A 23,348-nucleotide genomic window follows, 5' to 3' on the forward strand; every position below is an offset into this window, starting at 1 on the left:
GCCGGTTTTCAAAATTCATCATATAACTTGTATGATGACTTGTTGACAAATATGCGGCAAGCGGTTTAGGTGGCTTCCAGTCAGTGAACTTGCAGAGGAATACGGATTATGAACCCTGAACAAATCAAGGCGGCGCTTGGCTCCGGCCTGCTCTCCTTCCCGGTAACGCATTTTGATTCCGAGGGTCGTTTTGCGGCCGATAGCTACAGGGCGCATGTCGAATGGCTTGCCGGTTACAAGGCGCCGGTGCTGTTTGCCGCCGGCGGTACGGGCGAGTTCTTCTCGCTGAAGCCGGATGAAATCCCTGCTATCGTTTCGGCTGCCAAGGAAGTGGCCGGTGAAACGGCAATCGTTTCCGGCTGCGGCTACGGCACCGAGGTTGCGGTTGATATCGCACGCTCGGTGGAAAAAGTCGGTGCTGATGGCATCCTGCTTCTGCCGCATTACCTCATTGATGCGCCGCAGGAAGGCCTTTACACGCACATCAAGAAAATATGCCAGTCGGTCGGCATCGGCGTCATGGTTTATAACCGCGACAATTCGGTGCTTCAGGCGGATACGCTGGCGCGTCTCTGCGATGAGTGCCCGAACCTCGTCGGCTTCAAGGACGGCACCGGTGATATCGGTCTCGTTCGCCAGATCACCGCCAAGATGGGTGATCGCCTGACGTATCTCGGCGGCATGCCGACGGCGGAACTGTTTGCCGAAGCCTATCTCGGCGCCGGTTTCACCACCTATTCCTCGGCCGTCTTCAACTTCGTGCCGGGCCTTGCCAACGAGTTCTATGCGGCGCTGCGAGCCGGCGAGCGCGCCACCTGCGAACGCATCCTGACGGAATTCTTCTATCCGTTCATGGCGATCCGCAATCGCGCCAAGGGTTACGCTGTCTCCGCCATCAAGGCTGGCGTTCGCCTGCAGGGCTTTGATGCGGGTCCGGTGCGCGCGCCGCTGAAGGATCTGACGAATGAGGAAATCGGCATGCTCGATGCCCTGATCGGCACGCACAAGCGCAAGGTGTGATCAAGGTATAGCGGGAGGGGAACGATGAAGATCACAGCGGTGCGCACGCATCTGCTCGAACATCGGCTGGCCACGCCGTTTGAAAGCGCATCAATGCGCTTTGACCGGCGTGCCCATGTTCTGGTCGAAATCGAATGCGATGACGGGACCGTCGGCTGGGGCGAATGCCTCGGTCCGGCGCGACCGAACGCCGCCGTGGTTCAGGCCTATTCCGGTTGGCTTATTGGCCAGGATCCCCGCCAGACCGAAAAAATCTGGGCTGTGCTTTACAATGCCCTGCGCGACCAGGGCCAGCGCGGCCTCAGCATTACAGCCCTGTCCGGCATCGATATCGCGCTGTGGGATATCAAGGGAAAGCATTACGGCACCTCCATCTCCATGCTGCTCGGCGGGCGCTGGCGCGAAAGCGTGCGCGCCTACGCCACCGGCAGCTTCAAGCGTGATGGGGTCGACCGCATCTCCGACAATGCCAATGAGATGGCGGAGCGCCGTGCAGAGGGTTTTCACGCCTGCAAGATCAAGATCGGTTTCGGCATCGAGGAGGATCTTGCGGTCATTGCCGCCGTGCGCGAAGCGATCGGGCCGGATATGCGGCTGATGATCGACGCCAATCACGGCTATACCGTTACCGAAGCCATCGCGCTCGGCAATCGTGCGGCTGAATACGGCATCGACTGGTTCGAGGAGCCGGTGGTTCCGGAGCAGCTCGATGCCTATGCCCGCGTGCGGGCGGGCCAACCAATCCCGGTTGCGGGAGGCGAGACCTGGCACGGGCGTTACGGCATGTGGCAGGCGCTTTCCGCCGGTGCCGTGGATATTCTCCAACCAGACCTCTGCGGCTGCGGCGGCTTTTCCGAAACGCAGAAGATTGCCACGCTTGCCACGCTGCACGGCGTGCGTATTGTGCCGCATGTGTGGGGCACGGGCGTGCAGATCGCCGCTGCCCTGCAGTTCATGGCCGCGATGGTGCCCGATCCGGTGCGGGTAAACGCCATCGAGCCGATCATGGAATTCGATCGGACGCATAATCCGTTCCGTCAGGCCGTGCTGCAACAGCCGATAGAGGCGGTGAACGGTGTCGTCGCCATTCCCGATGGTCCCGGTCTCGGCATCGAGATCAACCGCGACGCACTCGTTGAATTCAGGATGCCACAGCCATGAGCGAACTTGTCAGAAAACTAAGCGGGACACCGCCGCAGCCAGCATTCCCAAAAGGGGCGGTCGATACTCAGATGCATATGTATCTGCCCGGATATCCAGCCTTGCCGGGTGGGCCGGGCCTGCCGCCGGGTGCGCTGCCGGGGCCTGAGGATTATCGCCAGCTCATGCAATGGCTCGGCATCGACCGCGTCATCATCACCCAGGGCAACGCCCAACAGCGAGATAACGGCAACACGCTGGCCTGCGTGGCAGAAATGGGCGAGGCAGCCCGCGCGGTGGTGATTATCGATGAGAACACGACTGAAAAGGACATGGAAAGACTTGCCGCTGCCGGTGCCGTGGGCGCCCGTATCATGGATTTGCCTGGCGGCGCGGTGAACCTATCGGAACTGGAAGCGGTGGATCAGCGTGCCCATGCGGCCGACTGGATGGTGGCGGTTCAGTTCGACGGCAATGGGCTTCTCGATCATTTGCCGCGCCTTGAAAAAATCCGTTCGCGCTGGGTCTTCGACCACCATGGTAAATTCTTCAGGGGTATCGACACGGATGGCCCGGAGATGGCGGCACTTTTGAAGCTCATCGATCGCGGCAATCTCTGGTTCAAGTTTGCCGGTGTTTATGAAAGTTCGCGCGACGCCTGGCCCTATGAAGATGTTGCGGCCTTTTCGCGCCGTATCGCTGCCCATGCGCCGGAGCGGATCGTCTGGGGGACGAACTGGCCGCACAATTCGGTCCGTGAGACGGCTGCCTATCCGGATGATGCCCGCCTTGCGGAGCTCACACTCGGCTGGCTGCCGGACGATGCGGCCCGTCATCGAGCGCTGGTGGAAAATCCAGAAGCCCTGTTCAAGCTGCCGCCACTCAAGGCGGTGTAGTTTCAATTCGGGATGGTTGGGGAAAGGGAGGTCCCCATCATCCTTTGCAGATGAAAGGTCTTTGCATGCCGGCCCGGATGGGCGTGAAAAATTCGGTCCGTTAGCCTTGGAGGGGTGGGGCCGTTGTTACAACGGAGGAGGAAGAAATGAAAAAGATTGCAAGTATGATGTGCATCGCGATGGGGATCGCGCTGTCAGGCGTTTCCGCCAAGGCGCAGGAAATCACCCTGCGCTCGGCCGATATTCATCCCGACGGTTATCCGACGGTTGAAGCCGTGAAATATATGGGCGAACTTCTGTCGGAACGCTCCAATGGCCGCATCAAGGTGCAGGTCATGAACAATTCGGTTCTCGGCGGTGAGAAGGATACCATCGAGCAGACCCGCTTCGGCGTCATCGACATGAACCGCGTCAACGCTGCGCCTTTCAACAATCTCGTCAAGGAAACCACCGTTCTCGGCCTGCCTTTCCTGTTCCGTTCGACGGAACACATGCACAATACCGTAGACGGCCCGATCGGCGATGAGGTTCTGGCAGCTTTCGAACCGCACGGCCTGATCGGTCTTGCCTTTTACGATTCCGGTGCGCGTTCCTTCTACACAACCAAAAAGCCCATCGAAAAACTGGCGGACCTGAAGGGCCTCAAAATCCGCGTGCAGCAATCGGATCTGTGGATATCGATGATGCAGGCGTTTGGCGCCAACCCTACGCCGATGCCGATGGGCGAGGTTTACTCCTCGCTTGAAACAGGCGTTGTCGACGGTGCGGAAAACAACTGGCCGTCCTACGAATCCGCCCGTCACTATGAAGTGGCGAAGAACTATTCGCTGACGGAACATTCCCTCAATCCGGAAATCCTCGTCATCTCCAAGATTTCCTACGACAAGCTGTCGCCGGAAGATCAGAAGCTGCTGCGTCAGGCAGCCAAGGATTCCGTTGGCAAGATGCGTGAATTGTGGAGTGCGCGCGAAAAGGCCTCGGAAGAAAAAGTACGCGCCGGTGGCGCCAACGTCATCAAGGTCAACAAGGAAGAGTTCGCCGCCGCGATGGGGCCGGTCTACGACAAGTTCGTCACCGATCCGAAAATGAAAGACCTTCTTGAGCGGGTAAAAGCCGTCAAGTGACATAGGGAAAACCGGCTCTGGCAACAGGGCCGGTTTTCTTTTGTCGTCATTGGTCTGAGGTTGGAGGAGGAAGGCAAATGCGAAACTTCATGCGGGCGATCCGCCCATTTCTCGGCGCGCTCAGCCGTGCGTCACTTTACATCGCCGGCGTCGGCATGGTCGCCATGACCCTTATCGTCGGCTGGCAGGTGTTTGCCCGTTATATCCTGAATGATTCACCAAGTTGGTCCGAGCCGCTGTCGCTTCACCTTATGTCATGGTTCATCATGCTGGGGGCGGCGGTGGGCGTGCGTGAAAGCGTGCATCTGGGGCTGGATATTCTGCGCTATATGATGCCGCCGCGCATACAGGCGGCGATGGACCTGACCAGTCTGGCACTGATCTTCTTTTTCGGGGTTGGCATGTGCTGGTACGGAACCGTCCTCTCTGCCGGAACATGGACGGCGACGATCCCTGTTCTTGGATGGCCGGGCGGCATGGATTTCTTCCCGCTGATCGGTGGCGGTTTTCTGATCGCGCTGTTTGCAGCCGAACGCTTTATCGATCTCGTCATCGGCGAGGAAATCGCGGCGGATGTGTTTGTGCAGGAGGCCGCGTAAATGGCTTACACAATCCTCTTCGGTGTATTCACCCTTCTGATGCTGATCGGTACGCCGATTGCGTTCTGCCTCGGCATTGCCTCCTTCGCCACCGTTCTTTATCTCGGCCTGCCGCCCATCGTGGTCTTCCAGCAGATGAACTCCGGCATGAACGTGTTTGCGATGATGGCGATCCCGTTCTTCATCTTCGCGGGTGACCTCATGGTCCGCGGCGGTATAGCCCATCGTCTGATCCGTTTTGCGGCCGGTCTTGTCGGTCATCTGCGCGGCGGTCTGGGGCAGGTCAACATCGTCGCTTCGACATTGTTCGGCGGCATTTCCGGCTCGGCTGTCGCCGACGCCTCGGCCGTTGGTGGCCTGATGATCCCGCAAATGGCCAAGCGCGGTTATGACCGGGATTACGCCGTCAACGTCACTGTCAATGCCGCCATCATCGCGCTGATGATCCCGCCTTCGCACAATATGATCCTTTATTCGATCGCGGCGGGTGGCAATGTTTCGGTGGCCGATCTCTTCACCGCCGGCATCATTCCAGGCCTGCTGCTTGCTGCGGCCCTGATGGTCACCGCCTATATCGTCGCGCGGCGCAAGGGTTACCCGTCCGAGCCGTTTCCCGGCTTTTCGAAGCTGATGTATTATCTTCTGGCGTCTTTTCCCGGCATTCTGTTGATCGGCATCATCTTCGGCGGCGTTCGTTCGGGTATCTTCACCGCGACGGAGAGTTCCTGCATTGCCGTTCTCTACGCTTTCCTTGTTGCCATGCTTGTCTATCGTGAGCTGGACTGGAGCGGTTTCGTGGAGGCGGTGATGGGGGCGGTTCGCACAACAGCGATGGTTCTGCTCGTCATCGGCACGGCTGCGTCGTTCGGCTGGTTGATGGCGTTTCTGCAGGTACAGACACTGATGATCGCGACAATCAGCGCGATTTCGGACAATCCGATTATCGTGCTTCTGGTCATCAACGTCATTCTGCTCTTGCTCGGCACTTTCATGGATATGGCACCGATGGTCATCATTTCTACGCCGGTGCTTCTACCTGTCGTGAAGGCCTTCGGCATCGATCCCGTGCATTTCGGTGTCGTGATGATCCTGAACGCCGGTATCGGTCTCAATACGCCGCCGGTCGGAACGGTGCTCTTCGTGGGATGTGCGGTTGGCGGCATAACGATACGGGAAGCGATGCGAACGATCTGGCCGTTCTTCGGCGCCAGCATAGCCGTGCTACTCGCCGTCACCTATATTCCGTCGCTTTCACTCTGGTTGCCGTCACTTTTCCGGTAGTTCCAAAGCTTTATCGCAAGAAGGCCCCGCTATGCCGGGGCCTTTTCCATTTCGGTGGCAAGCAGCCTCTGCTGTTCGTGCTCGTCAAACGCCATCAGATTGCCGTGCCTGCTGCGGCGTATCCTGTTCATGTGGTCGCGGGGACTCAACCCCAATGTGCGCTTGAACATCCGCGAAAAATAATAGGGATCTCCATAACCCACTTCTGCCGCCGCAGCCGCAACTGAAAGCCCGGCTTCAAGAAAATGCATGGCACGTTCCATGCGTTTGAATTCCTGATACTTCCTCGGCGTGCGCCCCACCCGTTTCTGGAACTCACGCAGGAAATAGTCGCGATTATAGGGGGCTGCGTCGGTCGCCCTTGCGGCGATTTCAGGGTCGAGCGGATTGGCGGAAATCATCGTGATCGCTTTCATGACAGCCAGATCCAGGGCTTCGGCACCTTCCGGCTGGAAACTCGGACGGTCGACCCATCCGAGAAATGCATCATCGATAAATGCGATCAGCAACACCATGAACAGGTGATGCTGGCCAAGCGTGACAGAGGAGGGTGGAGCGCTCTGCCGATAGTGGCGCACCAGCGGCTCCAGCAGCGGCCAGCGGCTCAGCGAAAGTTTCGGCTTGAGGTCCATCTGCGCGACAAGGTTGTGGCGACCGTAAATATCCAGTGTGAAATGCTGTGCCACTCCCCGATAGGTGACGGCCTGTTCATTCCAGCCGATAAAATGCTGCCCCCTGAAAATCAGCATGGCGTCGCCCGGCTCCAGCACCCGTGCTTCACCGTCCACGAGATAATGCCCGCGACCCTCCAGGCAGATAATGAGATCGTCCACCTGATTGGATTTGTCGATCTGCCAGGTGCGGGAGTGCTCCATCTTGATCGTGGCGCGAGTGAGATTAAGCGTGAGCGCCGCAGGCGGAACGGACGAGAGAATGCCACCTTCGATTTCGTCCATCTTTTTCCTCGTCTTTGTTAATTCACCTTGGCTCGGAAATTTGGTTTTGTCACCTCACAAACTGCTAATGCGCGCCGTATCAATGAGGGAGGAGATCGGCTGCGGCGAGAAATCGCGCCATCATGCGCCCGCCGTCAGCCGTTCCGGGAGAATCGCTTGCACGAAATTGTATTCTGTTATCCGCGCCTTTCCGGGGTGGGGGAGGAGCGTCATGAAATCTAATCGCTTCCTCGGGTTGGGATATCTGACGCCCTACATCATCGGACTTCTGGTTTTCACGGCGATCCCGTTTCTGGGTTCCCTGTATCTCAGCTTCACCCGCTACGACCTGATGAGTGACCCCACATGGGCGGGGCTGGCCAATTACGAGCGGCTCTTCACCCGTGATCGCACGTTCATGAAATCCCTGAACGTCACCCTGTTTTATGTGTTTCTGACGGTGCCGTTGAAGCTTGCCTTCGCGCTGTTCATCGCGGCAATACTCAATTACAAGCTGCAATTCATCAATTTCTTCCGCACCGCCTTTTACGTTCCGTCCATCCTCGGCGGTTCGATCGCGATTGCGGTGCTGTGGCGCTACATCTTCGCCAGCGAAGGGCTGGCCAACATGGCGCTGGCGGCAATCGGCCTGTCGCCGGTGGACTGGTTTGGCGATCCCGCCAATGCGCTTTTTACAATTACGCTGCTGCGCTGCTGGCAGTTCGGTTCGGCCATGGTGATCTTTCTCGCCGCGCTGCAATCCATCGACAAGTCGCTTTATGAGGCAGCGGCAATCGACGGTGCAGGCAAGGTAAAGACGTTCTTTTTCATCACCCTGCCGCTTCTGACGCCGGTCATCTTTTTCAACCTGATCATGCAGATGGTGCAGGCATTCCAGGAGTTTAACGGGCCTTACATCATCACCCAGGGCGGGCCGTTGAAGTCTACCTATCTGCTGCCTCTCTATATTTACGATGAGGCTTTCAAGAAGTTCAACATGGGCTATGCCTCCGCCATCGCCTGGGTTCTTTTCACCATCATCACCGTGCTGACCCTCGTGGCCTTCTGGTCCTCAAAAAAGTGGGTCTATTACGCCGGCGACAAGCGGAATTGATGCCATGACCGATATCGCAACCTTAAACGACATGCAGGCCGCCCGCCGGGCAAGGCTCCGGCTGTTATCGACCTCTGTCCGGTACACGCTGCTGTTCGCGGTCGGCTTCATCATGCTCTATCCGCTGATCTGGCTGGTCGGCGCAAGCTTCAAGAGCAATTCCGAGATCTTTTCCGGTGCAGGTTTCATTCCTGAGACGCCAACGCTGGACGGTTACATCCGCGGCTGGGAGACCTCCACGCCCTACACGTTCGGCCGGTTTTTCTGGAATTCGTTCCTGATCATCCTGCCGAAGGTCATCGGAACGGCGATTTCCTGCACCATGGCGGCCTATGCCTTTGCGCGCTTCGATTTTCCGCTGAAGAAAATCCTGTTTGGCTCTGTCATCGCCATCCTGCTTTTGCCCAATGTCGTAACCCGCATTCCGCAATATATCCTGTTCCGTGACCTCGGCTGGCTGGATAGTTTCCTGCCGCTATGGGTTCCCTCGGCACTAGCCGGTGATGCCTTCTTCGTCTTCATGCTTGTGCAGTTCCTGCGCTCGCTGCCCTCGGATATGGAGGAAGCCGCCCGTGTGGATGGCGCCAACAGTCTGCAGACGCTGGTCTACATCGTGGTGCCGATGCTGGCGCCGGCGCTGATCTCGGTCTGCCTTTTCCAGTTCATGTGGACGATGAACGACTTTCTGGGACCGCTGATCTACCTGTCCTCGGTCGATAAATATCCGGTGAGCCTGGCGCTCAAACTCTCCATCGACACCACCGAAGCCTTCGAATGGAACCGCATCCTGGCGATGTCGGTGCTGACGATCGCGCCTGCGCTCGTCGTGTTTTTCGCGGCGCAACGGTATTTCATTGAAGGGATCTCGTCTGGCGGGGTCAAGGGCTGAAAATGGCAAGCGTTCAACTTAAAAATCTCGAAAAAGTCTATGGCGGCAGCTTCAAGGCCGTGCACGGCATCAATCTCGAAATCGAGGACGGCGAGTTCATGGTCTTCGTCGGCCCGTCCGGCTGCGCCAAATCCACCACGCTGCGCATGGTGGCGGGGCTGGAGGAAATCACCGGCGGTGAAATCCTCATCGGAGATCAGCGCGTCAACGACCTGCCGCCCGGCAAGCGCTCCATTGCCATGGTGTTCCAGAACTATGCGCTCTATCCGCATATGAAGGTGCGCGGCAATCTTGCTTTCGGCCTCAAGATTGCCGGTGTTGCCAAGCCCGAGATCGAGAAGGCAATCGACAATGTCGCGCGCATTCTCGAAATCGAGCCCTTGCTGGATCGCCTGCCGAAACAGCTTTCCGGCGGGCAGGCGCAACGTGTTGCTCTGGGCCGTGCCCTCATCAAGAAGCCGGGCGTGTTCCTGTTCGATGAGCCCCTTTCGAATCTCGATGCGAAGCTGCGCGCTTCCATGCGTGTGCGCATTACCGATCTGCATCGCCAGCTGAAGGCGGAGGGCCTGTCTTCGACCGTCGTCTACGTGACGCACGATCAGACGGAAGCCATGACCATGGGCGACCGTATCTGCGTCATGCAGGCCGGGCGCATCATGCAGGTCGCCACGCCGAAGGAACTCTACAACCGGCCCGCCAATCTGTTCGTCGCCGGTTTCATTGGCATGCCGGAAATGAACCTTGTGGATGTGGCGATCGACGGGGCGGAGTTCGTCATCGGTGGGCAACGTCTTCCGATAGGCGACCATCTGGAAAAGCGGCTTTCAGCCAGACCGGCGGACGCCGTCATCGGCATCCGTCCGCAGCATCTTTCGCTTGCCGGTGAGGCCGATGGGCCGGCGCTGCAGGCGAAACTGACCAACGCCGAATTCATGGGGCACGAGGTCTATCTGCATGCCGATCTGGGCGGACAGAAGCTCGTGAGCGTGGTGGGAGCAGCCGAATTCGAGGCGCTTGGGCGCGACGGCATTCTGCGACTGAAGCCGGACCCCGAGAAGCTGCATATTTTCGACAAGGCCGATGGCCGCAATGTCTCGCTGTGAGGAGGGGACGAGCGTGCCTGATTTTTCGAGGAGGAGAAGAACAATGAAGATGACGAGAACAATGGCGATGCTGGCCGGTGCTGCCTATCTGGCCACGGTGGCTGCGCCTGCGGCGGGTGCCGCGGAACTGCGTATGTCGTGGTGGGGCGGCGAAAGCCGTCATGTCGCCACTCAGAAGGCGATTGCCGCCTGCGGTGAAAAATACAGCCACACGGTCAAAGGTGAGTTTACCGGCTTCGATGGATATCTGGAAAAACTGACCACGCAAATGGCAGGCAAGACGGAGGCTGATATCGTTCAGGTGAACTGGCCATGGCTGCCGCTGTTTTCCAAGAATGGTGAAGGTTTTGCTGATCTGCGTCAGCTGAAACCTCTCGATCTTTCGCAATGGGCCGAGACGGATCTGGAAGCGGGTTCTATGAACGGGGTGCTTCAGGGCCTTTCAGTCTCCACCACCGGCCGCGTGTTTTTTTTCAACGCCACCACCTTCGAGAAGGCTGGTGTTGAAATCCCCAAGACATGGGATGAATTCTTCGCGGCAACAAAAACCATCAAGGAAAAGCTCGGCAAGGATCATTACACCTTCAATGCCGTAAAGGAGACTGCCCAGCTTCTCGTGACACTCGCCGTGGTGCAGAAAACCGGCAAGGATCTGGTCGACCCCAAGACCAACCGTGTCGCCTGGACGCCGCAGGAACTGGCGGAAGGTATCTCGTTCGTCGGCAAGCTGGTAGAAACCGGCTCCATTCGCTCCCAGAAAGAGGAAGCGGCCGATGGCAACGTCAATCTTTATGAAAAGCCGTCCTGGTCCGAAGGCCGTATCGCTGGTTCCTATGAATGGGATTCCACCTATTCGAAATATGCCGATCCCCTGAAGGATGGGCAGGTGCTGAAACCCGTGCCGATGCTGAAGCTCGCCGATGCCGTAACGGAAGGCGTTTATCGCAAACCTTCCATGGTCTTTTCTATCTCGAAAAACTCGAAGAACCCTGAAGCGGCAGCGCAAATCCTGAACTGCCTGCTGAACGAGCCTGAGGGCATCGATGCGCTTGGCACGTCTCGCGGCCTGCCTGCTTCCAAGGCTGCGGCGCAGCGTCTGGGCGACAAGGGTGAGCCGGAAGTGCGCGCCGCCAACGCCATCGTCATGGCGGCATCTGGACCGGTAGTTTCGCCCTTCAACGAACATCCGGAAATCCGCTCCGGCTTCATCGATACGCTCGAGGAATATGCCTATGGCCAGCTGACGGCGGAAGAGGCGGCTGAGCAGATCATCGATACCACCAATGACGTTCTGGCCAAATTCGATTGACGACAATGGCCCGCCGCCCCTGCGGCGGCGGGCTCTTTATCCGGTTGCCGGGTGACATGGGCATTCCCGCCGATTGTTTTGGCGGGGCATGCACGAACAACGAGAAACGAGCATGAACGAACCCTCTATCATCGCGCTTTCGGCGCGAACGGCGGCGCTTTGCCTCGCCGTACCCGGTGCGCGATATCGGCTGCCGCAGACGGCATGGCGGCTGACTTCGCAAGATGGTGATTTACGAGCCGGAAAAACCGCCACCGTGGTGACGCTGCTGCATGATCTGCGTCCGGATACACGGTATGTGTTCGAAGCGGATGGGTTCGCAAGCCTGGAGTTCAGGACAGCGCCCTGCGCGGGGCTTGTCGAGGCGACGGCATTTTCGCTGACGCCGGATATTGCGCTTGACGACGAAGCCGGCGCACGCGCCAACGCCCGCGCTCTGGAAGAGGCAGTTGCCGCCGTGCCTGCGGGCGGCACGTTGCGATTTGCTGCCGGCCTCTGGACAGCGTTTCCCGTGCGGTTGAAAAGCGACATGACGTTTCATCTTGCGGAAGGGGCCGTGCTGCGCGCACCCTCCACCCGCAATGGCTGGCCGATCCTGCCTGCCCGCGATGAGACGGGCCGCATGCTCGGCAGTTGGGAAGGGCTACCGGATGCCTGTTTCGCTGCGCCGGTCCATGCCATCGGCGCAGATAATCTCGTGATCGAAGGCACAGGCGTTCTCGATGGTTCCGGCGACAGAGGCGACTGGTGGAGCTGGCCGAAAGAAACCCGTGACGGCGCGCGCCGACCGCGCGGCCTGCATCTCGTCTCCTGCCGCAATGTCGGGCTTTTCGGTTTCACCATTCGCAATGCACCGTCTTGGACGGTCCATCCACAGGGGTGCGAGACCCTGAAAGCGGCGGGTCTCACAATCAGCGCTCCGCATAACAGCCCCAATACCGATGGTTTCAACCCGGAAAGCTGCCGCAACGTGACAATATCAGGCGTGCGCTTTTCAGTGGGCGACGATTGCATTGCTGTGAAGGCAGGCAAACGCGGGCCGAACGGCGAGGACGACCATCTGGCGGAAACACGCGGCGTCAGCGTGCGCCATTGCCTGATGGAGCGCGGCCATGGCGGGCTGGTGATCGGCTCGGAAATGTCGGGTGGCGTGCATGACGTAACGGTAGAGGACTGCGACATGGTTGGCACGGATCGCGGCCTGCGTCTCAAGACGCGGCGGGGCCGTGGCGGTTCAGTCAGCAATATCACCATGCGCCGCGTGTTGCTGGATGGCGTGCATACCGCGCTTTCCGCCAATGCCCATTACCATTGCGATGCCGATGGGCATGACGGCTGGGTGCAGTCGCGAGACCCTGCACCTGTCGACGACGGGACCCCGTTTATCGACGGAATTACTGTCGAAGATGTGGAAATCCGCCATCTGGCACATGCCGCCGGCGTATTTCTCGGTTTAGCGGAGGCCCCAATCCGCAATATCGCCATTCGCAATCTCACCATCGTCTCGCATGATCCTGCAGCCGTGGCCACACCGCCGATCATGGCCGATTGGGTGCGCCCCATGCTGCATGAGGGGATCGTTTTCGAACAGGCTGAAATCATTTGCGACGATCCTGCGCTGCTGAGCGCCTCTGGCATTTCCCATTCACAGATTTCAATCGAGAAAACACATGAAAGCCACTGATTATTTTGATCAATTCTCCAGCCGCTATAGGCACTACAAGGGCGGGAGCTGGTGTTATGAGGATGGCTGTGTCTATCGAGGTTTGCAGCACCTGTTCGAAGCGACCGGCGACCGGCGCTGGAACGAACATCTGCATCGTCTGGCTGACACCCAGATAGCGGCAGACGGAGTGCTCGCCGGTTACGATCCGCAGGAATACAATATCGATCACATCCTTGCCGGTCGCATTCTGTTTCCTCTGGCAGCGGAAACGGGCGATCCGCGTTATCTCGCTGCGGCGGAACATCTTGCGGGCCAACTCCGCAGCCATCCGCGTACGGGCTCCGGTAATTACTGGCACAAGAAGCGTTATCCGCATCAGGTCTGGCTGGATGGCCTTTATATGGGACTTCCTTTCCAGATCGAATATGCGCAGGCGACTGGTGACGCCGAACTGATCGACGATGCGCTACAGCAATTCTCGACCGCACTCACGCTGACGGCGGATGCCGGTGGGCTCTATGTCCATGGTTATGACGAAAGCCGCAACCAGCGCTGGGCCGATCCCGTGAGCGGCCAATCCCCGGCCGTATGGGCCCGCGCCGTCGGCTGGCTCGCCATGGCGCTGGTCGATGCGTTGGTGATGTTGCCGGCTGATGGCGCAACGATCGGACTTCGGGAACGCGCGGGCCTGCTTCTGGCCGGTATTGTTGCCCGGCAGACTAAAACCGGTCTCTGGATGCAGGTGCTGGACAAACCGGATCTTGCCGGAAACTACGAGGAAACCTCCGCTTCGGCGATGTTCGCCTATGCCTTACTGCGGGCTGCGCGGCTGGGGCTTTTGCAGGGCGAGGAGGCAAATGCGGCTCTTTCGGCGGGCCGGTCCGCGCTTGAGGCCCTGCTTGAGAGACAGCTCAAGGTGGACGAAAAGGGTATCGTCCGTCTCACCGGCATCGTGCATGTCGCGGGCCTCGGCGGCTTCGAGGGCAATTATCGCGATGGGTCTCCGGATTACTATCTGACCGAGCCGGTTGTATCCGATGACGCCAAAGGCGTCGGGCCGCTGATGATGGCCTATGCCGAAAGCCTGCTTTTGGCATGACGGCGCGGTCATCTTAACGGGCATAGGGTATTTTGTGGCATGAGATCATGCCACTTTTGCCAAGATCACCGTCTGGATCAGGCCCTGTTTCTTGTGGTTCGCGATGGTGATCGTGCCACCGAAGCGCTCGATGATTTCCCTGGCGATGGCAAGACCCAACCCCACACCAGGGATCGACTTTCGCCGCCCGAGATCGACCCGAAAGAAGGGCTCGAAAACCCGGCCGATCAGTTCCTGCGGAATGCCAGGGCCTTCATCACGGATTGTAACGACGACATGGCTCTCGTCCTCGGTTAGATCGATCCGTGCCGTTTTGCCATGGGTGACGGCATTGAGGATGAGGTTGCGCAAGGCTCTTTTAAGCGCAAGTGGAGCGGCCTTGATGATCATGGCGGCTTCCGGTTTCATAAAGTCGAGGGCATCAGCGTAACCGAGATCAGAAAGTTCGCTGACGATTTCGCCTAGAAGCCTGCCGATATCGATCATCTTGACGGTATCCTGGCTCACTTCCTCGCGCACAAGCAGAATGGCGCTATCCGCGATGGCGTTCAGTTCCTCGAGATCCGCCAGCCATTTGCCCCGCTCTTCGTCGTTTTCGATGAATTCTGCACGCAGGCGCATGCGGGTCATTGGGGTTCTCAAGTCATGGCCAGCGGCTGCAACGAGGCGCATTCGGCTTTCCATTGCCGCCTTCAGGCGGCGGGCGAGTTCGTTCAAGGCCCGCGCCGTGGCGCGGATTTCACCCGGACCTGTTTCCGACAAATGGGGTAGCGAACCATCGGGTCCGATGCTTGCAGCAGCGTTTTCCAGCATGTCGAGGGGGCGGGTGATCTTTCTGGCGGCGAAGATGGAAACAGCAGCACTGCCAAGAATGATCAGCCCGATCCACATGCCGAAAATCTTCCAGCCGCCCGGGGGAGGACCCATATGCGGAATCTCCGCGACCAGCCATCCGCTTTTTTCCAGCGCTATAGCCGCCACCGGGGCATTACTCCCCGGCGCGCGGATCACAATTGCGGTGCGCGGCTCGCCAACCTGTGCAAGGGCCTTTTCTAGAAACTCCGAAAGCATTCCGTCGAGATCACCTTCAGGCGGCTTCTGTTCGATGCGGAAATAGCCGGGTTGTTGTAGCGAGGGATCGCGTTCGGCCATGGTCACGGCAAAGGCAAGGCTGCGGGCAACGGGCTCGATGGTGGCATCTGGCGGCGGCGGCTGCAATGTCTGATCGGCCACCACAGTTGCAAGCGCGATGACCGCGATGATGGAGACGATCAATAGTGCGGCGATACGGTTTCTGAGCGAGCTCATCGATGCACCGGCAGGGTTCTGACCTGAACCGTCATCTGGTAACCGCCATTGCGAACGGTCTTGAAGATCGGAGCCCGGGCATCGGTTTCGAGCTTCTTGCGCAACCGGCTCATCAACACGTCGACGGAGCGGTCGAACGGTCCCCGGTCCTTGCCCTGCGTAAGATCGAGCAGCTGATCGCGGGAAAGAAGCCGGCCGGGCCTGTCGAGGAAGACTTTCAGCAGATCGAACTCCGCCCCCGTCAGTTCGATCCTCTCACCGCTGGCGTGGATGACGGAGCGCTGTTCCGGATCGGCGGTGAAGTCCGCAAAACCATAAGCGGTGGATGAGCCGCGTGATACTTCCTGAGGTACTGCGCGGCGCAGCACGGCCTTGATCCGCGCCGTCAGTTCTCGCGGATTGAAGGGTTTGCCAAGATAGTCGTCGGCGCCAATTTCCAGCCCAACGATCCGGTCGACATCCTCCTTGAGCGCTGTCAGGAGAATGACGGGCGTGCGCGGCCGGCGGCCTTGGAGATCGCGGCAGATATCGAGGCCGGAACCATCCGGTAGCATCACGTCGAGCACGATGAGATCCGGATCGGAGCAGGCGAACTGTTCTTCGAACTCACGCCTGTCGGCTGCCATCGAAACGCGAAACCCCTGCGAGCCGAGATATTTCGCGAGCAATGTGCGTATCTCCGGATCGTCATCCACGATCAAAATATGTGTCACCGAAACTGTCGCCATATCGTCCAACCTTTTGATGCCACTATACATAAGCGGCGCAAAGAAACGGCGGATTTTTGCAACGAAAGCTTGCTGCGGCCGCTCTGGCAACATTCGGTTACAAATAGGCCGTGCGTGGAACAAGACCCGAAACATTCGGACCAAAGCCGGAAACGCTTAGCTCCTATCGTCTTCTCAGGTTGGAAAACGAAAAGGAAGGTAAGATGAGAAACGCTCTAATCGCCACCGCCGTCGTCGTGACAACTGTTCTTGGCGCTTCGGCCACCTCCCGGGCTGCGGAGCAGGGTGAACCAGTGCCGCAGGCATCGGAACAGGCCGTGCCGCCGCTGGCCAGTCCTGACTTCGGCTCGAATAGTGCTCCGGAGCAAAGGCTGCCGCATGGCCGCAAGATGGCCGGACCTGAGATGCTCCGCCCGGATAAGATGGGGCCGGATATATTGGGCCCGGATATATTGGGGTTGGCGACGAAACTTTCGGCAGCGGAAATCTATCTCGGCGTCACACCTGAACAGCTTGGTCCGTGGCGCGCCTATGCCACTGCGCTGATCGATCTTGTTTTGCCCACTTCGGAACTCAAGCCATTGCCGCCGAAGGGACCGGGTGCGACGGGGCTAGAGCCGCGTCTTGCCGGTGAGGAACTGGCCGGCATCACAATGAAAAAGGCAGAACAGGCTAAAGCACTTCAGGACGCAGCGGCTACGCTGAAACCGAAACTTTCGCCGCAGCAGGTGCAGAAGCTTGCTGAACTCGAACGCGCATTGATGCCGCCTCCGCCTCCCGTCGTCCCGCATGATGGCCGTGTACGAGACGGTCGTATCGAGCCTCCGCATGGCGACAGGATGCCGCCGCTGCCTCAGGCAGAGCGGGGCTGACGCCACTCTTCAAAGTTTCCTCCTTTAATAGCCCCCCAGCAAAGGAGGAAATCAGCCGGAAACGGCTGAAGCCGGGGGATCGCTCGCCTGCGATCCCCCGCGTGATTTTTAAAGCGAGAAGATGATGATGAGATATTTCTACCTGGTGCTGGCGACGGTTTTTGGTTTGAGCTTCGTCTGGTCGGTCGCTGCGGCCGGTGACAGGCCGATGCGAGATCCGGCGGCGAAATCCCGGCAGGAAGAACAGTGGCACCAACCCGTCTGTGCCAAGGAACGGCGCGAAAATGCTCACGGCAAGCGTCGTCACGGCGCCTGCCGCAAGGCATCCGCCAGAAAGTCTGTTGCCGCCTATGAATGGATCGAAGCAGACAACGGCTTCATCCTTGTGAAACACGACATGAGGTCGGTTTCTTCTTTTGAGTAGACCGGCCGGACAGGACAGGACGATGAAAATGGCTCGCAAAGCAGGTGTGGCGCTGACGGTTGTCGCGCTCGCCCTGGGTGGCTACTGGTTTTCGTCACAATATACGCGGGCCGCAACGCCCGGTTATATCACCTCGTCTGTGAAGCGCGGTGATATCGAGCAGACTGTTCTGGCGACTGGAACGCTCAAACCCGTTCGTCTGGTGGCCGTCGGCGCGCAGGCCTCCGGTCGCATCACCGCCGTCAAGGTCGCACTTGGAGATACGGTCAAGGCGGGCGATCTCATTGCCGAGATCGATTCCGTTACCCAGAATAACAGCCTGCGCACGGCGCTGGCAGCGCTTGCCAACGTGAAGGCGCAGCGGGTGGAAAAGCAGGCGACACTTGTTCTCAACCGCCAGAGCCTCGTCCGCCAACAGGAAATGGTGTCGAAAAATGCCGCCTCCCGTGCGGATTTCGAAAGCGCCACTGCAGCGCTCGCAGTCACCCAGGCGCAGATCGAAGCGATCGACGCCCAGATCGAGGAGGCACAGGTCGCTGTCGAAACGGCAAAGGCCAATCTCGGCTATACGAGGATCACCGCGCCCATCGAAGGCACTGTTCTGTCTATCGTCAGTCAGGAAGGGCAGACTGTCAACGCCACGCAGTCCGCGCCGACAATCGTGATCCTAGGCCAGCTCGACCGGATGACGGTGCGCACGGAAATCTCCGAAGCAGATGTGACGCGCGTAAAAGCCAGTTTGCCAGTTTACTTCACGGTGCTGGGTGAGCCGCAACAGCGTTACGACGCGACGCTTACGTCCATTGAACCGGCGCCTGAATCAGTGCGCAGCGACTCCAGCTTCAGCTCCTCGACGTCTTCCTCGACCACATCGTCCTCTTCCAGCACCTCGTCGTCGGAGGCGATCTATTATAATGGCGTGTTCGAAGTGCCGAACCCGGACGGCAAGTTGCGCACCTATATGACGGCGGAGGTCCATATCGTCCTTGGTGAAGCCAAGGACGTGCTAACCGTTCCGGCGGCGGCCCTTGGTAGCAAGGGCGCCAACGATGACTATGCCGTGCGTGTGCTAGACACCGATGGCAGAATTTCCGAACGCAGGGTCCAGATCGGTCTGAACGACAAGGTAACGGCGGAAGTGCGTTCCGGCCTTGCCGAGAACGAGCGCGTGGTGACCGGCGAACTTTCCATCGACACCACCAAAAACGCCGTGCCGGGGCCTGGTGGCCCGCCGATGGGTTTTTGAACAATGGCTGATCCTCTGATTTGCCTTAAATCCGTGCGGCGGGATTATCCGTCCGGTGAAGGTACGATTACCGTACTCAAGAATATCGACCTCATCATCGAGGCCGGCGAGATGGTGGCGATCGTCGGCGCTTCCGGATCGGGCAAGTCGACGCTGATGAATATTCTCGGTTGCCTCGACCGGCCGACCTCAGGGAGCTACAGCATCAGGGGGCGGGAGACGGGCAATCTCGATGCAGACCAGCTTTCGCAATTGCGGCGAGAAAACCTCGGTTTTATTTTCCAGCGTTACCATCTGCTTGTCGAACTGACAGCGCTCGGCAATGTCGAAATTCCGGCGATCTACGCCGGAAAGTCACAAAGCGATCGCAGGAGCGATGCCGCCAGGTTGCTCGGTCGCCTTGGCATGGCGGACCGCCTCGATCATCGTCCGGGCCAGCTTTCCGGCGGCCAGCAGCAACGCGTTTCCATCGCGCGCGCCCTTATGAACGATGCCGAAATCATTCTTGCCGACGAGCCGACCGGTGCGCTCGACAGCGCGAGCGGCGACGAGGTGTTGCGCATCCTCGACGAGCTGCATGCCGAAGGGCGCACTGTCATTATCGTCACGCACGATATGTCAATTGCACGACGTGCCGAACGGATCATCGAAATCAGCGACGGCGCCATCATTTCCGACCGCAGGGCGGATGCCGCGCCGGTTCGGAAGGATGACGCCAAACCCTCTATGGTTTCCGGCGGGGCCTCCAGTCTCGCTGGTTTCGTATCCTCGCTGCGGGAGGCATTGCGCATGGCGCTCCTGTCGATGCAGGCGCACAAGCTGCGCAGCTTTCTCACCATGCTCGGTATCATCATCGGCATCGCCTCGGTCATCAGCGTCGTGGCGCTGGGGCAGGGGTCACAGCAGCGCGTGCTGCAGAATATATCAAGCCTCGGCACCAACACGCTGGAAATCTTCGCGGGCAAGGATTTTGGCGACATAAGGTCGGGCAAGATCACCACGCTGATCGTCTCCGATGCCGAGGCACTTGCCAAACAATCCTATGTCGCGGCTGTGACGCCCACGGTCTCGACCTCAAGTACGGTGCGTTTCGGCGCGAAGGAGGCGAATGCGCTTGTGAATGGTGTCAGCGAGCGGTATTTCGTCGCCAAGGGCACGAAGCTGTCACAAGGGCGCTTTTTCGATGCCGCAAGCGTCGCGCAGAAAGCCCAGGAGGTGGTGATTGATGAGAACACCCGCAAATCGTTGTTTGCGGATTTCGACGGCAGCCCCATCGGTCAGGTCATCCTCATCGGCAAGGTGCCGGCCCGCATCGTCGGCATCACGCAGGCGCAGCAGGGCGGTTTCGGTTCAAGCCAGAACCTTTCACTTTATCTTCCCTATACTGCCGTCCAGTCACGCTTTCTCGGCAGCCTGTCGCTGCGCAGCATCACGGTGCAGGTGAGTGACGATATTGACGCCGCAATTGCCGAACAGGCGTTGACGGTTCTTCTCACCCAGCGGCATGGAACGCGGGATTTCTACATTCTCAACACTGACGATATTCGCCAGACCATCACCAGTACAACGCAGACCATGACACTGCTGGTTGCAGCGATCGCGGTGATTTCGCTTCTGGTCGGCGGCATCGGGGTGATGAACATCATGCTCGTTTCCGTTTCCGAACGTGTATCGGAAATCGGCGTGCGCATGGCAGTCGGCGCACGGCGCAGTGATATACTGCGCCAGTTCCTGATCGAGGCAGTGCTCGTCTGCATCATCGGCGGAACGCTGGGAATTTTGGACAGCTTCGGCTTCGGGGCGCTTTTCTCCGCCTTCAGCAGCAATTTCGCCATGGTCTATTCCACGGTGTCGATCATTGCTGCCTTCGTCTGCTCGACACTGATAGGTGTCGTTTTCGGCTATCTGCCGGCCCGCAACGCATCGAACCTCGATCCTGTTGCGGCCCTGTCGGCGGGTTGATATCCGCCGCTGCCGGTCAAGCCTTGTTTTTTTCGATGAAGCGGATGGCGTCGCCAACGGTCAGGATTGTGCTTGCGGCCGAATCGGGGATTTCCACTCCGAATTCTTCCTCGATTTCCATGACAACCTGAACCACTTCGAGGGAATCGGCACCGAGATCGTCGACAAAATTGGCGTCATCGACAACCGTGCCGGGATCTGCGCCAAGCTGGTCAACGATGATTTTTTTAATACGGTCGGCGATGGTGGACATGGTGGGACTCCGCGAAAGTTGTTTGCCGCCGAACAACCCGTTTGAATTTGCGCCCAGGACACTTGCTAAAATCGAAACCGGCTTTTGCGAGGCGTGGTACACAGAGTCAGAAGGTCAAAGCATCGATGACATTCGGACGTAGCATGCCTTTGACGGCTGCGAAAGAGCGTGGCTCATGGGGAATTGCCCATAAGAATTCGGGGTATGTTTGACGTTGAACAGTTTTTGACTGGATGCGATGAACCGCTGCGCTGTAAACCTCGTTTTCGTGAAGTAATTATAATCCAGTCCTGTCGAGCATCAACGCCCATGGTCCAGTCTTCCCCGGAACGCTTCATATTGCTCGATGGCATAAGGGGCGTAGCTGCGCTCTTCATCGTACATCGCCATGCCGAACAGTTTTTTGGGAGAGACGACGCTTCGAGCTATCTCGCCGTCGATTTGTTCTTCGCCTTGAGCGGTTTTGTGCTGGCGCATGCCTACAGCATGAAACTGCGCGAAGGGGCGATTACGCCGGGCTTCTTCATGAAGGCGCGCCTTGCGCGACTTTATCCATTGTATGGGCTGGGGCTGGCGTTGATGGCGTCCTATTTCATCTGCCTCTACCTGTTGGGCCTGCCGACGCCGATCGATGATCTTCATCGCCACATCAATCCCGGTGAGCTGGCGATAGCGTTGTTGACCGGGCTTCTTTTCGTTCCGGCACCCTTCACGCTTACATTGAACGGCGCATTGTTTCTGGTGAGCCCGGCATGGTCGCTTTTCAACGAGCTGGTGGTGAATGCGGTTTATGGCCGGTGGGGTGTGCGGGCGACTACGAAACAGACAATCGTGGTGCTGGCTGTCAGCGCCTGCGTCCTTGTCGTGGCGGCTGCTGAGTTTGGGAAGTTGCATGCGGGGTTTCGATGGCACGAAATGTATGCCGGCATGGGAAGGGTGTTTTTCTCGTTTTTCGCAGGCGTGCTGGTTTACCGCTTCCGCAATCGCATAACCGAGCTGAAGCCCATCCAGGCGGCCCTCTGTCTTATGCTGGTCTGCGTCATCCTCGCCGTGCCAATTTCGCGTGAGCTTCGGCCCTTCTTTGATCTCGCGGTGGTTCTGCTCGTCTGGCCGACGGTATTGTTCGTAGCCAGCAGGATAGTGCCGGGTCGCAGGGTGGGAATCTTGTCGACGTTTCTCGGCACAGCTTCCTACGCCGTCTATGTGCTGCATATTCCGCTGCTGGCCTGGACGGATTTTCTGGTGCCTGCCGTTGATAGGGAAAACATCGCTTTGCCGGTCGGTGTCGCTTTCCTGATAGGGACGACGTGTCTGTCATGGTACCTGACGGTCAATTTTGATCAGCCAGTGCAGACATGGCTCAAAGGTCGCCTGAGAAAGCGGGCAGGGGTCGGGCAACCGGTGTGATCGCGTCTTGTCGCTGCGGGCTTCAGTAATGCGCGAAGATTGGAGCCGTGATAACAAAGGCCGCGACGAGACTGATGATCGTCAGTTTCGCGGCACGCATGCGGCGCATTCTGCGGCCGCTCCAGTCATACGTCATACTCACCCTCCACGCAGACGCAAACTCTCGGACTGATGTCCGACTAAATCAGTTTCTCCTGATATATCTCATTTGCCAAGTCATTATTGTTACCAGTGATTTTGGCGAACACCGTCCGCTTCGGGAGGCGCTTCAGGGGAAAAGCCGGATAAGTTGATTGTCTTTGAGTTTCAGGCGGCTTGCCTCATCGGAAGAAATGCAATGCTCTATGTTCTTTCGCAAGTCGTCGGGGACTATCGGCCCGCCTGCCTTCAAAAGCTTTTCGGTCATCGAAAAAAGAATGCCGAACTGGGTCTCGCATTCGGCCGATGTCAGCAGCAGCGGTAGTGACGGAACGGTGTTCGCCGTAAAGACGCTATCCGCCGTATCGTACATGGTGACGAGGTACCAGGTCAGAAATAGCCCCAGCCACAGGCCGGTGCTGACCATGATATATTCGCGCATCTGCTCTCTCCCCTCAATGGCGGTGGTAAAGCAGTGGCAGGCCCTGGATTGCATATCGGGGGAGCGGCTTCCACGGCTTGATGCGGTCGTGTTTCTGCACGCCGAACAGGAAACGCATTTCGTCGGTGAGGTCTGCCGGATCGGTCAAACCATCCTGATATAATTCAATAACCTTGCGGGCGGCTCTGTTATGGAGCTTTTTGTCATCATCGTCGGAAAGGTGATTAAAACCGATGCTCTCGAGGACCAATTGGAGCATTTCGAGATCTTGAGAGGAGATCAGGCAGTTACGGGGCGCAGAAGACATGATGGCCTCTTTTCTTACTGGTTCAGAAAGCCGAAGCCTCGCGCGCGCCCTTAAAAGGCTGCACGGGACGCTCCAACGCTTTGAAA

The 23,348-nt window shown here is 58.5% G+C and carries 23 protein-coding genes; 17 read left to right on the plus strand and 6 right to left on the minus strand.

Translation table 11 applies throughout. The features are described 5' to 3' along the window. The first annotated feature begins 108 nt into the window (after window positions 1-108). The 6 genes from kdgD to AC5SEO_RS03890 all read left to right on the plus strand — a co-directional run bounded on the left by kdgD (window position 109) and on the right by AC5SEO_RS03890 (window position 6,060). Window positions 109-1,020 carry a 5-dehydro-4-deoxyglucarate dehydratase gene (kdgD, locus tag AC5SEO_RS03865; RefSeq protein WP_421460799.1) on the plus strand — a complete coding sequence of 304 codons (912 nt, stop codon included), beginning with the start codon at window positions 109-111 and terminating at the stop codon, window positions 1,018-1,020. Window positions 1,021-1,044: 24 nt separating this feature from the next. Next, window positions 1,045-2,181 carry a D-galactarolactone cycloisomerase gene (locus tag AC5SEO_RS03870; protein ID WP_035199339.1) on the plus strand — a complete coding sequence of 379 codons (1,137 nt, stop codon included), beginning with the start codon at window positions 1,045-1,047 and terminating at the stop codon, window positions 2,179-2,181. Then, entirely contained in the window at window positions 2,178-3,056 is an 879-nt protein-coding gene (locus AC5SEO_RS03875; RefSeq protein WP_076846093.1) for an amidohydrolase family protein, read from the plus strand. The genes AC5SEO_RS03870 and AC5SEO_RS03875 overlap by 4 nt, the downstream gene beginning before the upstream one ends. Before the next feature lie 146 nt (window positions 3,057-3,202). Further along, window positions 3,203-4,180 (plus strand): TRAP transporter substrate-binding protein, encoded by a 978-nt coding sequence (locus tag AC5SEO_RS03880; protein WP_003517915.1) that lies wholly within the window; start codon window positions 3,203-3,205, stop codon window positions 4,178-4,180. 77 nt (window positions 4,181-4,257) lie between these two features. Continuing rightward, window positions 4,258-4,779, plus strand: a complete 522-nt coding sequence (locus AC5SEO_RS03885; protein ID WP_013761414.1) for a TRAP transporter small permease — start codon at window positions 4,258-4,260, stop codon at window positions 4,777-4,779. Beyond that, window positions 4,780-6,060: a TRAP transporter large permease gene (locus AC5SEO_RS03890; protein ID WP_003517912.1), complete on the plus strand. Its 1,281-nt coding sequence runs from the start codon at window positions 4,780-4,782 to the stop codon at window positions 6,058-6,060. It abuts the gene before it with no gap. 29 nt (window positions 6,061-6,089) lie between these two features. Here AC5SEO_RS03890 and AC5SEO_RS03895 read toward each other — a convergent pair whose 3' ends face one another. Beyond that, window positions 6,090-7,016 (minus strand): helix-turn-helix domain-containing protein, encoded by a 927-nt coding sequence (locus AC5SEO_RS03895; RefSeq protein ID WP_003517910.1) that lies wholly within the window; start codon window positions 7,014-7,016, stop codon window positions 6,090-6,092. Window positions 7,017-7,227: 211 nt separating this feature from the next. Between AC5SEO_RS03895 and AC5SEO_RS03900 the strand changes: the two genes are divergently transcribed. The 6 genes from AC5SEO_RS03900 (at window position 7,228) to AC5SEO_RS03925 (ending at window position 14,175) form a co-directional block, all read left to right on the plus strand. After that, window positions 7,228-8,109, plus strand: coding sequence for a carbohydrate ABC transporter permease (locus AC5SEO_RS03900; protein ID WP_003517909.1), 882 nt, complete (start codon window positions 7,228-7,230; stop codon window positions 8,107-8,109). Between the two features lie 4 nt (window positions 8,110-8,113). Next, entirely contained in the window at window positions 8,114-8,998 is an 885-nt protein-coding gene (locus tag AC5SEO_RS03905; protein ID WP_035199335.1) for a carbohydrate ABC transporter permease, read from the plus strand. Window positions 8,999-9,000: 2 nt separating this feature from the next. Next, entirely contained in the window at window positions 9,001-10,101 is a 1,101-nt protein-coding gene (locus tag AC5SEO_RS03910; RefSeq protein WP_035199333.1) for an ABC transporter ATP-binding protein, read from the plus strand. A gap of 43 nt (window positions 10,102-10,144) precedes the next feature. Further along, the gene (locus AC5SEO_RS03915; RefSeq protein WP_111803004.1) at window positions 10,145-11,410 is read left to right on the plus strand and encodes an ABC transporter substrate-binding protein; all 1,266 of its coding nucleotides are present in this window, start codon (window positions 10,145-10,147) and stop codon (window positions 11,408-11,410) included. 112 nt (window positions 11,411-11,522) lie between these two features. Beyond that, entirely contained in the window at window positions 11,523-13,094 is a 1,572-nt protein-coding gene (gene pglA, locus AC5SEO_RS03920) for a polygalacturonase PglA (protein WP_495363727.1), read from the plus strand. After that, window positions 13,081-14,175, plus strand: coding sequence for a glycoside hydrolase family 88/105 protein (locus tag AC5SEO_RS03925; RefSeq protein ID WP_495363728.1), 1,095 nt, complete (start codon window positions 13,081-13,083; stop codon window positions 14,173-14,175). The genes pglA and AC5SEO_RS03925 overlap by 14 nt, the downstream gene beginning before the upstream one ends. A 45-nt stretch (window positions 14,176-14,220) precedes the next feature. Here AC5SEO_RS03925 and AC5SEO_RS03930 read toward each other — a convergent pair whose 3' ends face one another. Both AC5SEO_RS03930 and AC5SEO_RS03935 read right to left on the minus strand, forming a co-directional pair. Further along, a complete protein-coding gene (locus AC5SEO_RS03930) occupies window positions 14,221-15,483 on the minus strand; it encodes an ATP-binding protein (RefSeq protein ID WP_080801106.1) in 1,263 nt (420 codons plus the stop codon). Beyond that, complete coding sequence (locus AC5SEO_RS03935; protein ID WP_212509280.1) at window positions 15,480-16,211, minus strand: response regulator; 732 nt, start codon at window positions 16,209-16,211, stop codon at window positions 15,480-15,482. The genes AC5SEO_RS03930 and AC5SEO_RS03935 overlap by 4 nt, the downstream gene beginning before the upstream one ends. A 203-nt stretch (window positions 16,212-16,414) precedes the next feature. Between AC5SEO_RS03935 and AC5SEO_RS03940 the strand changes: the two genes are divergently transcribed. The 4 genes from AC5SEO_RS03940 (at window position 16,415) to AC5SEO_RS03955 (ending at window position 20,715) form a co-directional block, all read left to right on the plus strand. Further along, a complete protein-coding gene (locus AC5SEO_RS03940; RefSeq protein ID WP_495363729.1) occupies window positions 16,415-17,083 on the plus strand; it encodes a hypothetical protein in 669 nt (222 codons plus the stop codon). 127 nt (window positions 17,084-17,210) lie between these two features. After that, on the plus strand, window positions 17,211-17,507 hold the full coding sequence (locus tag AC5SEO_RS03945) for a hypothetical protein (RefSeq protein ID WP_076846118.1): 297 nt from the start codon (window positions 17,211-17,213) through the stop codon (window positions 17,505-17,507). A 22-nt stretch (window positions 17,508-17,529) separates the two neighbouring features. Beyond that, window positions 17,530-18,753, plus strand: a complete 1,224-nt coding sequence (locus AC5SEO_RS03950; protein ID WP_495363730.1) for an efflux RND transporter periplasmic adaptor subunit — start codon at window positions 17,530-17,532, stop codon at window positions 18,751-18,753. Between the two features lie 3 nt (window positions 18,754-18,756). After that, window positions 18,757-20,715, plus strand: a complete 1,959-nt coding sequence (locus tag AC5SEO_RS03955) for a MacB family efflux pump subunit (RefSeq protein ID WP_495363731.1) — start codon at window positions 18,757-18,759, stop codon at window positions 20,713-20,715. Between the two features lie 16 nt (window positions 20,716-20,731). Here AC5SEO_RS03955 and AC5SEO_RS03960 read toward each other — a convergent pair whose 3' ends face one another. Beyond that, on the minus strand, window positions 20,732-20,968 hold the full coding sequence (locus AC5SEO_RS03960; RefSeq protein WP_003517889.1) for an acyl carrier protein: 237 nt from the start codon (window positions 20,966-20,968) through the stop codon (window positions 20,732-20,734). A 309-nt stretch (window positions 20,969-21,277) separates the two neighbouring features. Here AC5SEO_RS03960 and AC5SEO_RS03965 point away from each other — a divergent pair, with 309 nt between their 5' ends. After that, on the plus strand, window positions 21,278-22,375 hold the full coding sequence (locus AC5SEO_RS03965; protein ID WP_495363732.1) for an acyltransferase family protein: 1,098 nt from the start codon (window positions 21,278-21,280) through the stop codon (window positions 22,373-22,375). A 268-nt stretch (window positions 22,376-22,643) separates the two neighbouring features. Here the strand turns inward: AC5SEO_RS03965 and AC5SEO_RS03970 are convergent, their stop codons facing one another. Both AC5SEO_RS03970 and AC5SEO_RS03975 read right to left on the minus strand, forming a co-directional pair. After that, window positions 22,644-22,955: a hypothetical protein gene (locus AC5SEO_RS03970; protein WP_003517885.1), complete on the minus strand. Its 312-nt coding sequence runs from the start codon at window positions 22,953-22,955 to the stop codon at window positions 22,644-22,646. A 13-nt stretch (window positions 22,956-22,968) separates the two neighbouring features. Next, window positions 22,969-23,262 carry a hypothetical protein gene (locus AC5SEO_RS03975; RefSeq protein WP_013761399.1) on the minus strand — a complete coding sequence of 98 codons (294 nt, stop codon included), beginning with the start codon at window positions 23,260-23,262 and terminating at the stop codon, window positions 22,969-22,971. Between the last annotated feature and the right edge of the window lie 86 nt (window positions 23,263-23,348).

This window comes from Agrobacterium sp. K11, assembly GCF_059429395.1.

Coding starts and splice junctions, on each gene's coding strand:
- AC5SEO_RS03955 (WP_495363731.1), top strand. CDS start 18,757: ATGGCTGATCCTCTGATTTGCCTTAAATCCGTGCGGCGGGATTATCCG.
- AC5SEO_RS03925 (WP_495363728.1), top strand. CDS start 13,081: ATGAAAGCCACTGATTATTTTGATCAATTCTCCAGCCGCTATAGGCAC.
- AC5SEO_RS03880 (WP_003517915.1), top strand. CDS start 3,203: ATGAAAAAGATTGCAAGTATGATGTGCATCGCGATGGGGATCGCGCTG.
- AC5SEO_RS03870 (WP_035199339.1), top strand. CDS start 1,045: ATGAAGATCACAGCGGTGCGCACGCATCTGCTCGAACATCGGCTGGCC.
- AC5SEO_RS03950 (WP_495363730.1), top strand. CDS start 17,530: ATGAAAATGGCTCGCAAAGCAGGTGTGGCGCTGACGGTTGTCGCGCTC.
- AC5SEO_RS03915 (WP_111803004.1), top strand. CDS start 10,145: ATGAAGATGACGAGAACAATGGCGATGCTGGCCGGTGCTGCCTATCTG.
- AC5SEO_RS03890 (WP_003517912.1), top strand. CDS start 4,780: ATGGCTTACACAATCCTCTTCGGTGTATTCACCCTTCTGATGCTGATC.
- AC5SEO_RS03905 (WP_035199335.1), top strand. CDS start 8,114: ATGACCGATATCGCAACCTTAAACGACATGCAGGCCGCCCGCCGGGCA.
- AC5SEO_RS03900 (WP_003517909.1), top strand. CDS start 7,228: ATGAAATCTAATCGCTTCCTCGGGTTGGGATATCTGACGCCCTACATC.
- AC5SEO_RS03940 (WP_495363729.1), top strand. CDS start 16,415: ATGAGAAACGCTCTAATCGCCACCGCCGTCGTCGTGACAACTGTTCTT.
- AC5SEO_RS03895 (WP_003517910.1), bottom strand. CDS start 7,016: ATGGACGAAATCGAAGGTGGCATTCTCTCGTCCGTTCCGCCTGCGGCG.
- AC5SEO_RS03875 (WP_076846093.1), top strand. CDS start 2,178: ATGAGCGAACTTGTCAGAAAACTAAGCGGGACACCGCCGCAGCCAGCA.
- AC5SEO_RS03885 (WP_013761414.1), top strand. CDS start 4,258: ATGCGAAACTTCATGCGGGCGATCCGCCCATTTCTCGGCGCGCTCAGC.
- AC5SEO_RS03945 (WP_076846118.1), top strand. CDS start 17,211: ATGAGATATTTCTACCTGGTGCTGGCGACGGTTTTTGGTTTGAGCTTC.
- AC5SEO_RS03910 (WP_035199333.1), top strand. CDS start 9,001: ATGGCAAGCGTTCAACTTAAAAATCTCGAAAAAGTCTATGGCGGCAGC.
- AC5SEO_RS03930 (WP_080801106.1), bottom strand. CDS start 15,483: ATGAGCTCGCTCAGAAACCGTATCGCCGCACTATTGATCGTCTCCATC.
- AC5SEO_RS03935 (WP_212509280.1), bottom strand. CDS start 16,211: ATGGCGACAGTTTCGGTGACACATATTTTGATCGTGGATGACGATCCG.
- AC5SEO_RS03970 (WP_003517885.1), bottom strand. CDS start 22,955: ATGCGCGAATATATCATGGTCAGCACCGGCCTGTGGCTGGGGCTATTT.
- pglA (WP_495363727.1), top strand. CDS start 11,523: ATGAACGAACCCTCTATCATCGCGCTTTCGGCGCGAACGGCGGCGCTT.
- AC5SEO_RS03965 (WP_495363732.1), top strand. CDS start 21,278: ATGGTCCAGTCTTCCCCGGAACGCTTCATATTGCTCGATGGCATAAGG.
- AC5SEO_RS03960 (WP_003517889.1), bottom strand. CDS start 20,968: ATGTCCACCATCGCCGACCGTATTAAAAAAATCATCGTTGACCAGCTT.
- AC5SEO_RS03975 (WP_013761399.1), bottom strand. CDS start 23,262: ATGTCTTCTGCGCCCCGTAACTGCCTGATCTCCTCTCAAGATCTCGAA.
- kdgD (WP_421460799.1), top strand. CDS start 109: ATGAACCCTGAACAAATCAAGGCGGCGCTTGGCTCCGGCCTGCTCTCC.